11 protein-coding genes are annotated in these 12,009 nt (G+C 60.9%); 3 read left to right on the forward strand and 8 right to left on the reverse strand.

Going from position 1 to position 12,009, the window contains the following annotated elements; all coding sequences use genetic code 11:
• The first annotated feature begins 127 nt into the window (after window positions 1-127).
• From CGA21_RS12810 to CGA21_RS12820, 3 genes are read left to right on the forward strand one after another with little or no spacing between them, the layout of a single operon-like run.
• Window positions 128-2,320 (forward strand): FUSC family protein, encoded by a 2,193-nt coding sequence (locus tag CGA21_RS12810; RefSeq protein WP_110746928.1) that lies wholly within the window; start codon window positions 128-130, stop codon window positions 2,318-2,320.
• Window positions 2,310-2,510, forward strand: coding sequence for a DUF1656 domain-containing protein (locus tag CGA21_RS12815; protein ID WP_007896379.1), 201 nt, complete (start codon window positions 2,310-2,312; stop codon window positions 2,508-2,510). The genes CGA21_RS12810 and CGA21_RS12815 overlap by 11 nt, the downstream gene beginning before the upstream one ends.
• A gap of 24 nt (window positions 2,511-2,534) precedes the next feature.
• Window positions 2,535-3,398: an HlyD family secretion protein gene (locus tag CGA21_RS12820; protein WP_110746930.1), complete on the forward strand. Its 864-nt coding sequence runs from the start codon at window positions 2,535-2,537 to the stop codon at window positions 3,396-3,398.
• 114 nt (window positions 3,399-3,512) lie between these two features.
• Here CGA21_RS12820 and CGA21_RS12825 read toward each other — a convergent pair whose 3' ends face one another.
• The 8 genes from CGA21_RS12825 to CGA21_RS12860 form a co-directional block, all read right to left on the reverse strand.
• A complete protein-coding gene (locus CGA21_RS12825; RefSeq protein ID WP_110746931.1) occupies window positions 3,513-3,902 on the reverse strand; it encodes a DUF4440 domain-containing protein in 390 nt (129 codons plus the stop codon).
• Between the two features lie 93 nt (window positions 3,903-3,995).
• Window positions 3,996-4,820 carry an SDR family oxidoreductase gene (locus tag CGA21_RS12830; protein ID WP_110746933.1) on the reverse strand — a complete coding sequence of 275 codons (825 nt, stop codon included), beginning with the start codon at window positions 4,818-4,820 and terminating at the stop codon, window positions 3,996-3,998.
• A gap of 33 nt (window positions 4,821-4,853) precedes the next feature.
• Complete coding sequence (locus CGA21_RS12835) at window positions 4,854-5,318, reverse strand: hypothetical protein (protein ID WP_047532900.1); 465 nt, start codon at window positions 5,316-5,318, stop codon at window positions 4,854-4,856.
• A 276-nt stretch (window positions 5,319-5,594) separates the two neighbouring features.
• Window positions 5,595-7,046, reverse strand: a complete 1,452-nt coding sequence (locus CGA21_RS12840; protein ID WP_020796872.1) for a mannose-1-phosphate guanylyltransferase/mannose-6-phosphate isomerase — start codon at window positions 7,044-7,046, stop codon at window positions 5,595-5,597.
• A gap of 219 nt (window positions 7,047-7,265) precedes the next feature.
• On the reverse strand, window positions 7,266-7,922 hold the full coding sequence (locus tag CGA21_RS12845) for an alginate O-acetyltransferase AlgF (protein WP_110746934.1): 657 nt from the start codon (window positions 7,920-7,922) through the stop codon (window positions 7,266-7,268).
• 17 nt (window positions 7,923-7,939) lie between these two features.
• The gene (locus tag CGA21_RS12850) at window positions 7,940-9,115 is read right to left on the reverse strand and encodes an alginate O-acetyltransferase (RefSeq protein WP_083348246.1); all 1,176 of its coding nucleotides are present in this window, start codon (window positions 9,113-9,115) and stop codon (window positions 7,940-7,942) included.
• Between the two features lie 11 nt (window positions 9,116-9,126).
• Entirely contained in the window at window positions 9,127-10,692 is a 1,566-nt protein-coding gene (locus CGA21_RS12855) for an MBOAT family O-acyltransferase (RefSeq protein WP_188264300.1), read from the reverse strand.
• A gap of 187 nt (window positions 10,693-10,879) precedes the next feature.
• Window positions 10,880-12,001 carry a mannuronate-specific alginate lyase gene (locus CGA21_RS12860; protein WP_110746938.1) on the reverse strand — a complete coding sequence of 374 codons (1,122 nt, stop codon included), beginning with the start codon at window positions 11,999-12,001 and terminating at the stop codon, window positions 10,880-10,882.
• Window positions 12,002-12,009 lie beyond the last annotated feature (8 nt).

Below are 12,009 nucleotides of genomic sequence, written 5' to 3' on the forward strand. Positions count from 1 at the left end.
AATGCGTTGGTCCTGATAAACGGGGCGCAGGTTTAGGGGCCGCTTCGCGACCCAACGGGGATAAATCCCCCCGCCACAAAAGCTTTCCAGCCACAGGCATGCTTCTTTTGATTATGAGCAGGATTCCATGACCCCCTTGCCCGCACCCTTGCGCTGGCTGTATTCCCTTGAATGGCGCCGGGGTTTCTTCGACTGGGCGCGCAGCGACGGCGTGACCTGGGTCTACATTTTCAAAGTATTGGTCGCCGCGTTCCTGACCCTGTGGCTGGCCATGCGCCTGGAATTGCCGCAGCCGCGCACGGCGATGATCACCGTGTTCATCGTCATGCAGCCGCAAAGCGGCCAGGTGTTCGCCAAGAGTTTCTATCGCTTTCTGGGCACCTTGGCCGGTTCGACGGTGATGGTGGCGTTGATCGCCCTGTTTGCGCAGAACACCGAACTGTTCCTCGGCTCGCTGGCGATCTGGGTGGGTATCTGCTCGGCCGGCGCAGCGCGTTGCCGCAACTTCCGCGCCTACGGTTTTGTGTTGGCCGGCTACACCGCCGCGATGGTCGGGTTGCCAGCGCTGGCCCACCCGGACGGCGCGTTCATGGCAGCGGTCTGGCGGGTGCTGGAAATCTCTCTGGGGATTCTCTGCGCGACCCTGGTCAGCGCCGCGATCTTGCCGCAAACCGCCAGTGCCGCGATGCGCAACGCCTTGTATCAGCGCTTCGGGGTGTTTGCCCTGTTCGTCACCGATGGTTTGCGCGGTCGCAGTCAGCGCGAGGCCTTCGAAGCCGGTAACGTGCGCTTCATCGCCGAAGCGGTGGGCCTGGAAGGGCTGCGCAGCGTCACCGTGTTCGAAGACCCGCACATGCGTCGGCGCAACGGTCGGCTCAGCCGCTTGAACAGCGAGTTCATGGGGATCACCACGCGTTTCAACGCCTTGCACCAGTTGCTCGAACGCCTGCGCAGCAGTGACACCGATCACGCCGTGGCGGCCATCAAACCAGGCTTGCAAGACCTCGCCGAACTGCTCGATGGCTTTAGCGGCCGCGCGCTGACCAGTGCCGACGCGGCGCGCCTGGTCACGGCGCTGACAGCCTACAAGGCCGGTTTGCCGGCGCGGGTACGAAGCCTGCGCGCGATCTTCCAGGAGAGCGGTCCGAGCGATGCCGAGCTACTGGACTTCCACACGGCGTACGAATTGCTCTATCGCTTCGTCGATGACTTGCACAGTTATGCACAGACCCACGCATCGCTGGCCGATCACAGTCATGAGCGAGAGCGCTGGGACGAGCCGTTCACCCCGCAAACCAACTGGCTGGTGTCGGCGGCCTCGGGAATTCGCGCCGCATTCATCCTGGTGGTGCTGGGCAGTTATTGGGTGGCGACGGCATGGCCGAGCGGAGCAACCATGACATTGATCGCCGCCGCCACCGTAGGCTTGTCCGCCGCCACGCCGAACCCCAAGCGCATGGCGTTCCAGATGGCCTGCGGGACGTTTCTCGGGGCGCTGATCGGTTTCGTCGAGATGTTTTTCATCTTTCCGTGGATCGACGGCTTCCCGTTGCTGTGTGTGATGCTCGCACCGGTGTTCGTGCTCGGTTCATTCCTGAGCTCGCGGCCGCAATACGCCGGTGTCGGCCTTGGGTTACTGATCTTCTTCAGTACCGGTTCGGTGCCGGACAACCTCACGGTCTACAACCCGTACGCCTTCATCAACGACTACATCGCCATGGTGCTTGGCATGCTGGTGTGCGCGGCGGCCGGGGCGATCATTCTGCCGCCGAACAGTCGCTGGCTGTGGCGGCGCCTGGAGCAGGACTTGCGTGGCCAGGTGGTCTACGCCATCAGTGGCAAGCTCAAGGGACTGGCGTCGCGTTTCGAAAGCCGCACCCGCGACCTGGTGCATCAGGCCTACGGCTTCGCGGCGGGGCAGCCACAGGTCCAGCGCGATCTGCTGCGCTGGATGTTCGTGGTACTGGAAGTCGGGCACGCCATCATCGAGTTGCGCAAGGAGCAGGCGATCCTGCCGGTGCATCCGGCGTACGCCGAGTCCCAGCCATGGCGCCAGTCGATCCGTGTGATGGGCCGTTCGCTGGTGCGGCTGTTCCTGCAACCGGGCCAGAGCAATCTGGAGCGCGCCCTGATCGCCGTCGATCACGCCATCAGCCGCGTACAAGCCACCGACGAACCCTTTGCCCCGCACTTCGACACGTCGGCGCTGCGCCGGGTCAAGAGCTACCTGCACTTTATCCGCACCTCGTTGCTCGACCCGCAATCACCGCTCACCGCCTACGCCAATACCAAGCCCAAAGGACTTGAACATGCCTCGTGAAATCGCCTTCCACGGCGTGTACATGCCGACCATGACCCTGATGTTTTTCATCGCGGCGGCGCTGGCCTGGGCACTGGACCGATTCCTCTCGGGGTTCGACCTGTACCGCTTCTTCTGGCACCCGGCGCTGCTGCGCCTGAGCCTCTTTACCTGTCTGTTCGGCGCCCTGGCGCTGACGGTCTACCGTTGACTCTCTACCACTGAGAATGCCCTGATGAAAAAGCTTTTCAGCCTACTCGCGACCTTGTTGGTGCTGGCCCTCGCGATAGGGATCGGTCGCTCCCTGTGGGAGCACTACATGAACACCCCCTGGACCCGCGATGGCCGGGTGCGCGCCGACATCATCAACGTTGCCGCCGATGTCACGGGCGAAGTGGTGAACGTGCCCGTGCGCGATAACCAGTTGGTGAAGAAGGGTGACCTGCTGATGCAGATCGACCCCGAGCACTACCGCCTCGCGGTCAAGCAGGCGCAGTCACTCGTGGCATCGCGCAAGGCCAACTGGGAGATGCGCAAGGTCAATGCCCATCGCCGCGCCGATATGGACAACCTGGTGATCTCCAGGGAAAACCGCGACGACGCCAGCAACCTCGCCGACTCGGCCCTGGCCGACTACCAGCACGCCCAGGCCCAACTGGAATCCGCCGAACTCAACCTCAAGCGCACTGAAGTGCGTGCAGCCGTCGACGGCTACGTGACCAACCTGAATGTGCATCGCGGCGATTACGCGCGCATTGGCGAAGCGAAGATGGCCGTGGTCGACATGAACTCGTTCTGGGTCTACGGCTTCTTCGAAGAAACCAAGCTGCCCCACGTGCGCGTGGGCGATAAGGCCGATATGCAACTGATGAGCGGCGAAGTGCTCAAGGGCCATGTGGAAAGCATCTCGCGTGGCATCTACGACCGCGACAACCCGGAAAGTCGCGAGCTGGTCGCCGACGTGAACCCGACCTTCAACTGGGTGCGCCTGGCGCAGCGCGTGCCGGTGCGGATTCACATCGATGAAGTGCCGGAGGGGGTGCTGTTGGCGGCGGGGATTACCTGTACTGTCGTTGTTAAGCAGGACGATGGTGCATAACACTGTAGGAGCGAGCATGCTCGCGATGCACGAGAGGGCGCCTCGGGTATTCAGAATGCCCGCGTTATCGTTGACGTCCATCGCGAGCGTGCTCGCTCCTACAGTTGATTGTCGTCAGCAGAAGGTCTCTTGCAGATGCCGCCAAAGAATCTTGCCTTCTACCTTCTCGAACACCACGGTCGAGCGGCGATCGGAATGCAGGCCGGTGGCATCGGTCTGTTGTTCTCGGTAACTCACGGTTGCGCCGCCGTCGTGCAAGGCAATGCCGCTCAACTCGCCAAGTTCGATGCGCAACCCAAGTTTCTTGCCAGCGGCCATCAGGAACAACTCGTTCAACGCATGGAAATCCAGCACCCGGCCCAACGGCGAGACCATGGAAAACTGTGGCGAAAAACGCCTGAGTAATTGTTCGAGTTCGGCCGGGTCGCGTTCCTTGGCCAGCCATTGTTCGATGGCGACGTGCGCCTGGATCACTTCATCGAAGTATTCGTTGTAGTCGGTCATGTTTGATTCCTTGAATTCTGTGGAGTCTGTTCTGGCGCCTTCGCGAGCAGGCTCGCTCCCACAGGGCTTGCCTGCAATGGTGTCGACCCGGTCTCAGAGTTGCCCGCGCAAGCCGAACCGCTTCATCAACGCCGACTCCAGCAAGCCCTTGGGCAACAACCCTGCCATCAACGGCAATGCCCGACTGCCATTGCCCAATCGAAGCAGGCGCGGCGGCTTGCTCTGCTGCACGGCCTTGAGCAATCCGGCGGCAAACTCACTGGCCGGTGTCGGGTTGTCCTGGGAGGCCTTGGCCCGTGCCCGAATGCCTTCGCGCAGCGGGAACCACGGCGATTGTTCGCTGATCAACTGCTCGGCTTCATGGCCGGCATTCTTGGCGAAACTGGAGGCGATGGCACCGGGCTGGACTTCCATGACCCGCACCCCAAAGGGCGCCAGTTCCATGCGCAAGGCATCGCTCAGGGCATGCACCGCGGCTTTGGACGCGCAGTAAGCACCTGCAAACGGCGTGACCAGCACCCCCGAAACGCTGCCGATGTTCACCACGATGCCTTTGGCCCGTCGCAACACGGGAAACAACGCTCGGGTCACGCCAACGATGGCGAACACGTTGGTTTCGAACTGACGCTGCATCGCCTGCACACCGCCATCGAGCAACGGCCCCATGGCGCCATAACCGGCGTTGTTGACCAGCACATCGAGACCGCCATGTTGCTGGTTGATGCGTTCGCTCAACTGTTCGAGTGCCTGGCCATCGTTGACGTCCAGTTGCACAGCGGTAAAACCGGCGGCGGTCAGCGCTGCGACATCTTCAGCCTTGCGGGCGCTGGCCCAGACTTCATAGCCGGCAGTCTTGAACGCATCGGCGAGGGCGCGGCCGATGCCGCTGGAACATCCGGTAATCAACGCAACGGGCATGGCGCGGTCCTTGTGCGGAAAGGTAAGGGGAGGTCAGTCCGAGAAACTACCCTGCAAACGCTCGGCGCGAAACTCCAAAGTTTCCGGGCGATAGCCGGGCCGCAGTGGCGGCAGCGGCAGGCAGTCTTCCCAGTTGCCACCGGCCTGCAATTCGCCAGGTCCGCGGTAGCGTGGGGCGGTGTACTGATTGTCGGCGAGATTGACCGTGTCGCCCGGTGCATAAGCGGCAACCCGCCAGCGCAATTCGGTCAGCGGTACATCGTTGCCGTTGTTCAGGGTCAGTTGCAGCGGTCGGTCTGCCGGGCAGTGTTGCGGTGCGTAGCTGATGCGCAATTCCAGGCGCTCCAGTTGCTTGAGCTCGCGGTGGTCCATCCAGATGACCCAGGTTGCGACGATGCCCAGGCCCACGGCAGCCGCCATGGACACCGGCAAGGCCTTGGCCGGATAGCGCAGCAGCAGGATCAACCAGGTGATGACCAACAGGACACCGATGAACATGATGCGCAAACCTTGGGGGATGGAGAAGACCATCCTACCTAGTGCAGGAGAGGTTGGCGATGGGCGCAAACGTGTGGTGAATGGATCGTTCCCACGCTCTGTGTGGGAATGCCTCAAGGGACGCTCCGCGTTCCAATGGGACGCGGAGCGTCCCCGGCTGCATTCCCACGCGGAGCGTGGGAACGATCAAATGACAGGCAAAAAAAAGCCCCCATCCCACCTGCTGCGGATAGGGGACGCAGCGGGTTGGCCGGGGGCTTAAGATACTGCTGGGCGTTACTGCGCGATGGTCTTTACCGAAACGCCACTCTCGATCGGCGCGGTGCGACCGTAGATATCTTCAAAGCGCTGGATATCGTCTTCGCCCAGATAGCTGCCCGATTGCACTTCGATGATCTCAAGCGGAATCTTGCCCGGGTTGCGCAAACGGTGAACCGAAGCGATCGGAATGTAGGTCGACTGGTTTTCGGTCAACAGGAACACATTCTCATCGCAGGTCACTTCAGCCGTGCCGCTGACAACGATCCAGTGCTCGGCGCGGTGGTGGTGCATCTGCAGCGACAGGCACGCGCCCGGCTTGACCGAGATGTGCTTGACCTGGAAGCGCCCGCCCATGTCCACCGAGTCGTAGGAGCCCCACGGACGATAGACTTCGCAGTGGTTCTGGGTTTCGCTGCGGCCCTGTTCGTTGAGGGTGTTGACCATCTGCTTGACGCCCTGGACCTTGTCCTTGTGGACAATCATCATGGCGTCCTTGGTCTCGACCACGACGATGTTTTCCAGGCCAATCACCGACACCAGCTTGCCGTTGCCGTGGATCATGCAATTCTTGCTGTCCTGGATCACCACGTCGCCTTTGGTGACGTTGCCATTGGCATCTTTTGCGTTCACTTCCCACAACGACGACCAGCAGCCGACATCACTCCAGCCTGCAGTCAATGGCACGACGCAGGCGCGCTGGGTCTTTTCCATCACCGAATAGTCGATGGAATTGTCCGGGCAGCAGGCGAACGTGGCTTCGTCGATGCTGACGGTGTCGGCGTCTTGAGCGCTGCGCTCCAGGGTCAACAGGCAGGTGTCATAGATATCCGGGTCGTGTTTCTTCAGCTCTTCGAGGAAGCGGCTGGCGCGGAACAGGAACATGCCGCTGTTCCAGAAGTAACCGCCGGACTGGACATATTCGGTGGCGCGTTTGACGTCCGGTTTTTCGACGAAGTGCGAAACGCGGCTGACGCCTTCGGGCAGCAGCGAATCGTTGGTCGACTTGATGTAGCCATAACCGGTTTCCGGCTTGGTGGCCGGTACGCCGAACAGCACCATTTCGCCGTTTTCGGCGGCGACGGTGGCCAACGCCAGGGCGCGTTGCAGGGCTTTCTGGTCTTCCAGCACGTGGTCGGCCGGCAGTACCAGCATCAGCTCGTCGCGACCTTCGTTGACCAGCATCATCGCGGTCAGGGCCACGGCCGGCGCAGTGTTGCGGCCGAACGGTTCCATCAGGATGCGCTGGGTTTCCAGTTTGCGAGCGGCCAGTTGCTCGTTGACGATGAAGCGATGGTCCTTGTTGCAGACCACAATCGGTGTGTCCATACCGTCGAACACCAGGCGTTCCAGGGTTTGCTGGAACAGGGTGTGCTCGCCGGTCAGGGCCAGGAACTGTTTCGGGAATTGCTTACGGGAAAGCGGCCAAAGACGTGAGCCACTACCACCTGACAAGATCACCGGAATCATGTTTGTTACTCCTTGAAAATCGTTTGGTTAGAGCTACGAACGCTGTGTCGTTTCACTCTTGTTCTTGTTCCGTGTCCAAAGGCTGACTGTCCTGGGTAGGAGCTGCCGAAGGCTGCGATCTTTTGATCTTTGACGTTCTTGAAAATCATTGAAGATCAAAAGATCGCAGCCTGCGGCAGCTCCTACAGGGGACTGTGTTTCATCCTCTGGAAAAAATGATTAGCGCGTCGATACCGGGCGTTTTACCCAGACCGGCGACAGGCTGCTGCCGCTGCCGGTGACGTACAGCACCGCGGCTTCACCGCGTTCCAGGGCGACCGGCTTCACGTCGCCAACTTTCGTTGCGCCATCGTATAGCGCCAGGCTGACCTTCACCGGGTTGATTTCACGCTCGCCACGGCCCTTGGCGGCCACGTTCGGGACTACATCAGTCTTGCCGTCGGCGGTTTTCAGGGTCAGCGCCTTGTCGCTGAGGTTCTGCACGCGTACCAGGGATTTCTGCTTGTTCTTGAACGGCGGCTCTTCGATCAGTTGCGGCGCGCCGCTGGCGTTGTTGACCAGGGTGTAATAGTGGTCGCCGGCCAGTTTCACCGGCAGCGTCTGGCTGCCGACCTTGGCGCTGTAGTCACCGCCCGGCATGAAGCTGAAGTCGCTGCTGGACAGTGGCGCGACATCGCTCAGGTTGGTGCTGCCGACGGTGGCGCTGACTTCGGCGTTACTGGCGTTGTAGATGCGCACGAAGGACGAGCCTTTCGGTGCGGTCGGGCCGTACAGCGCGGCGTCGCCAGCGGCGAACGCTTGCATCGAAAGCACGCTCATACCAGCAACCAGAGCAAAAGTCTTGGCGAGACGGCGAGGAGTAGTCTTGAAAGTCATGGTATTACCTCTCTCTTTCAGTTTTGCGCCCGGTCGGGCGTCTCGGATTTAGTGTTTGCGGCTACGTTTTGTTGGCGGGCACCGGCTTGTTTAAGCTCTGCGACCCACTGCGGGTCGGCGTCGCCGATTTCGTTGTTCACAGGCAGATAACGTTCAGGAAATTCCCAGATCAGCACTTGTGGCGGGCTGTTCTTGAATGCGTCGCTCTTGAGGTAGCTGAGCATCGGCAGGATCGGGCCGTGGCCGTCTTCGGCGTAACTGACCACGTCGCTGCGCAGGGCTTGTTTCAGGGCGCCGACGAAGTTCCAGTTCGGGTTGGCGCTGTAGCTGGTGCCGATCAACGCAACCGGTACTTCGGTGTTGGCGAACAGGGCATCGTCACCAGCCGGCTGGTCTTGCGCGGCAACGGTGTTGCGCTTCTGCAAAGGCTCTTGCGCCGGCATCAGGTTTTCGAACAGCGGGTCCAGCGGCAGGAACAGGCGCAGGTCGCCTTTGTGGGTGATTTTTTCCGCAGGCTCGGTGACGAAGTCTTGCGGTTCGCCGCTCAGCGGGTACTTGTCGGCAATGGTCTTGGCCAGGCGATCGGCGGCAACCTCGGCGCCTTCCGGTGTCCAGTGGGTGTCGGTACGCAGGAACACTTGCTTGCCGTCGTTTTTGGCCGCTTGCAAGGGGCCCAGCAAATCAGGGGCAAGGATGCGGTCAGCGGCCAGGCGCTTGTGGAAGTCCTGGTAGAGGTTGGCGTGGATGCTGGCCGGTTTCGCCTCACCCAGGTGTTCCGGGTACAGGCGCACCTTGGCCGGAACCACCGCCATCACCAGTTTCACGCCTTTGTCCTTCAGGGTCTGACGCACGCCTTCGACCAGCGCGTAGTTGCCTTGCAGGTTCAGCTCTTCGTTGACGACCGGATGGAATTCTTCATCGCTGTACAGCCACTGGTCGCGACCGAGCACAACGCCCGGACGACCTTCGTTGAACAGTTTGAAATCCAGCGCGGCCCAGAGGTTGGTGCCCAGGCGCTTGATCGGGAATTCCTCGTCGTAGTGTGTCTCCACGGCTTTGGTCCAGCGGCCGTTGAGCACCGTCGCATCGGCGTTGGTACTGAAGCCGAGGAAGCTGCGGACCGACCACAGGCCCAAGGCCAGCAGCGTCACCAGGAACAGGGCGATGTAGAAGATGCGTAATGAGCGGGTCATGGTCAGATCCCTCAGAACTGGAAGTAAAGGAACGGCGAGAAGCTTTGCGCCGAGAGTTTGAGAATCGAGGCGATGAACAGCAGCAGCACCAGGGCACGCATTGCGTAACGAGACCAATCAGCGGTCCAGTAGGCCGGTTGCACCTGGGCTTCGACGCCGACGGTGTAGCCAGGCTGGTGGATGCTGGCCGGGTTATCCCCAGGCACGGCCTTGATCGTGCCGGCTGTTGCGGCGGCCGGACCGTCTGCATCGACGTTCACCGCAGGCTTGGTCTTGACCGGTGGCTGATTGCTGTAGAAATCGCGCAGGCCGAAGAACGCCAGGGTCACGTAAGCCACCACCAGCGTTGCGATCTGCAAGCCAGTGAGGCTGGCCTGGTTGAGTTCCGACAGCGACCATTCGCCGAAGCTGAACATCGCGCCGTACATGCGTCCGGCAACGTGCAGGTTTTCCGCACGGAAGATCACCCAGCCCATCACCACCAGCAGGAAGGTCAGTGCCCAGCGGATCGGGTTGAAGCTGCGCGGCGAGGTGTTCAGGCCGATGGCTTTCTCGATTGCCAGCCACATGCCGTGCCACGCACCCCAGACGATGTAGGTGATGTTCGCACCGTGCCACAGGCCACCGAGCAGCATGGTCAGGAACAGGTTGCGATAGGTGGTCAGCGTGCCTTTGCGGTTACCGCCCAGGGTGATGTACAGGTAGTCACGCAGCCAGGTCGACAGGCTGATGTGCCAGCGGCGCCAGAACTCGGTGATCGACTGGCTGATGTACGGCTGCTTGAAGTTTTCCATGAAACGGAAACCCATCATCAAGCCCAGGCCGATGGCCATGTCGCTGTAGCCGGAGAAGTCGAAGTACAGCTGCGCGGTGTAGGCCAGGGCGCCGAGCCAGGCATCACCCGTGGTCGGGTTTTGCAGGGCGAAGCAATGGTCAGCCACCACCGCGAGGGTGTCGGCGATGAAGACCTTCTTGATGAAACCCTGCATGAACCGCGTGCAGCCCTCGGAGAACTTGTCGAGGGTGTGGGTGCGGTTGTTGAACTGGTCGGCAAGGTCGCGAAAACGCAACACGGGACCGGCGATCAGGTGCGGGAAGATCGCCACGAACGCTGCGAAGTCGATCAGGTTGCGGGTCGCCGGGGTATCGCCACGGTAGACGTCGATGATGTAGCTGATGGACTCGAAGATGTAGAACGAGATACCGATCGGCAGCAGCACGTGGGTCAGGATGAATGGCTCAAGACCGACCGAGGTCATCATGGCGTTGATGCTGTCGACGCCGAAGTTGGCGTACTTGAAGTAGCCGAGGATACACAGGTCGACGGCAACGCCCAGCAGCAGCCAGCGCTGCGCCGGTTTGGTCCTGACGCCGGCGGCACCGACTTTCAGGCCGATCCAGTAGTTCCACAGCGTGACCGCCGCGAACAGTGCGAGGAAGTCCACACGCCACCAGGCGTAGAACACATAGCTGGCAATCAGCAGCAGCAAATTGCGATAGCGTTGCCCGCTCAAGTAGTACAAGCCGAGAAAGATCGGCAAGAACAAAAACAGGAACACGTTGGATGAAAACACCATCCCGATCTCTCCTTGTCTGAAACTACATTCAAGGGCCAACGGCCCCCCCAAACCCCCCACGAAAATCCGAGGGGTGTATTGCATTCAAAACCGCCACGATTCCCTGTAGGAGCTGGCTTGCCAGCGATGGCGGTGTGTCAGGCACACCGTGTTGTCCCAATCGCCAGCAAGCCGGCTCCTACAGGTTTCAGGAGCCTTTACCTTTTTCATTGGCCGGGTCGTAGACCTTGGTCAGGTCACCGCCGAGGCGGAAGGTCTTGAACGGCTGCATCTTGTGCTTCTTCTCCAACACATCCGGCGAGCAGGTGTAGAGCGTGCAGAACGGTTCGAGCCAGGCGAATTTCGAATCGACCTTCAGGTCGGTCATGTCCTGTTCCTTGCCGTTCTTTTCTTCGAACTCGTCAGGATCTTTCACCCCGGCCAGCACGCGATCACCCAGGCGCTTGAGCGCGCCGTTGTTTTCCTGGCGCAGATCCACGCCGTTGACCTGGGCGAAACTGGCGATCATCGCCAGCGGCGGCAGGGCATAGTTGTGATAGGCCAGCGCCCGTTGCTGGCGCTTGAGTTCGTTGGGCAAGAAGCCCTGGGCGTCGACCTGATTGACGCCGACTTTGTATTCCTTGACGGCCCAGTCGAACAGGTCGCGGCGGTTGGTGGCGACGGACGTTGCCATCACCGACCAGGCTGCCCAGTACGAGTGGTTGTTGGTTTTTTCCAGCGGCAGGTTGTCCCAGTCGCTGACCACCTGATCGGCCATCTTGCTGAACCAGGCCTCAATCAGCTGCGACTCCTGCTGATGGTTGGCCAGCGGATGGGAGTCGGAGAATTTCAGGCGGATGTACGAAGACGCCATGCTGCCCAATGCCCATTTGCGCATGGACTTGCCGGTGTGGTTGAAGTCCTTGGACATCAAGGCATCCGCCTTGGCCCACGCCGTCAACCAGTTCAGCGTGCATTCCAGCTGTTCCGGACGACCGTCGCGCATGAACTGCATGACGCGCTTGCTGGTGCCGCGCTCGATCTTGGTGATGTCCGCGGTGCTTTCACGAAAGGCTTTTTCCGATTGCACGTTCAGCGTTGAACGCGCCTTGTCCGAGCCTTCGTACTTGCTGCGAAATTGCAGCGAGCCGGTGTACGGCGTCGGCATCGCATCACAGCCTTCGCTCTTGTCGCCGGCTTTGACTTTCTCGATGGGCGCGAAGTAACCCTGCGGCGGACGCAATGGCGCCGCGGCTTGAGTCGCGCCGGCGAACATCGCCAGGCTCAAAAGCGTTGGCGCCAACAGTTTTTTCAAGTTCGGATTTCGCATAGCAGACC

The sequence above is a fragment of the Pseudomonas sp. PSB11 genome, assembly GCF_014596605.1.
In the GTDB taxonomy this organism is placed as follows: domain Bacteria; phylum Pseudomonadota; class Gammaproteobacteria; order Pseudomonadales; family Pseudomonadaceae; genus Aquipseudomonas; species Aquipseudomonas umsongensis.

Coding starts and splice junctions, on each gene's coding strand:
- CGA21_RS12855 (WP_188264300.1), bottom strand. CDS start 10,692: ATGGTGTTTTCATCCAACGTGTTCCTGTTTTTGTTCTTGCCGATCTTT.
- CGA21_RS12845 (WP_110746934.1), bottom strand. CDS start 7,922: ATGACTTTCAAGACTACTCCTCGCCGTCTCGCCAAGACTTTTGCTCTG.
- CGA21_RS12835 (WP_047532900.1), bottom strand. CDS start 5,318: ATGTTCATCGGTGTCCTGTTGGTCATCACCTGGTTGATCCTGCTGCTG.
- CGA21_RS12830 (WP_110746933.1), bottom strand. CDS start 4,820: ATGCCCGTTGCGTTGATTACCGGATGTTCCAGCGGCATCGGCCGCGCC.
- CGA21_RS12850 (WP_083348246.1), bottom strand. CDS start 9,115: ATGACCCGCTCATTACGCATCTTCTACATCGCCCTGTTCCTGGTGACG.
- CGA21_RS12815 (WP_007896379.1), top strand. CDS start 2,310: ATGCCTCGTGAAATCGCCTTCCACGGCGTGTACATGCCGACCATGACC.
- CGA21_RS12825 (WP_110746931.1), bottom strand. CDS start 3,902: ATGACCGACTACAACGAATACTTCGATGAAGTGATCCAGGCGCACGTC.
- CGA21_RS12810 (WP_110746928.1), top strand. CDS start 128: ATGACCCCCTTGCCCGCACCCTTGCGCTGGCTGTATTCCCTTGAATGG.
- CGA21_RS12820 (WP_110746930.1), top strand. CDS start 2,535: ATGAAAAAGCTTTTCAGCCTACTCGCGACCTTGTTGGTGCTGGCCCTC.
- CGA21_RS12840 (WP_020796872.1), bottom strand. CDS start 7,046: ATGATTCCGGTGATCTTGTCAGGTGGTAGTGGCTCACGTCTTTGGCCG.
- CGA21_RS12860 (WP_110746938.1), bottom strand. CDS start 12,001: ATGCGAAATCCGAACTTGAAAAAACTGTTGGCGCCAACGCTTTTGAGC.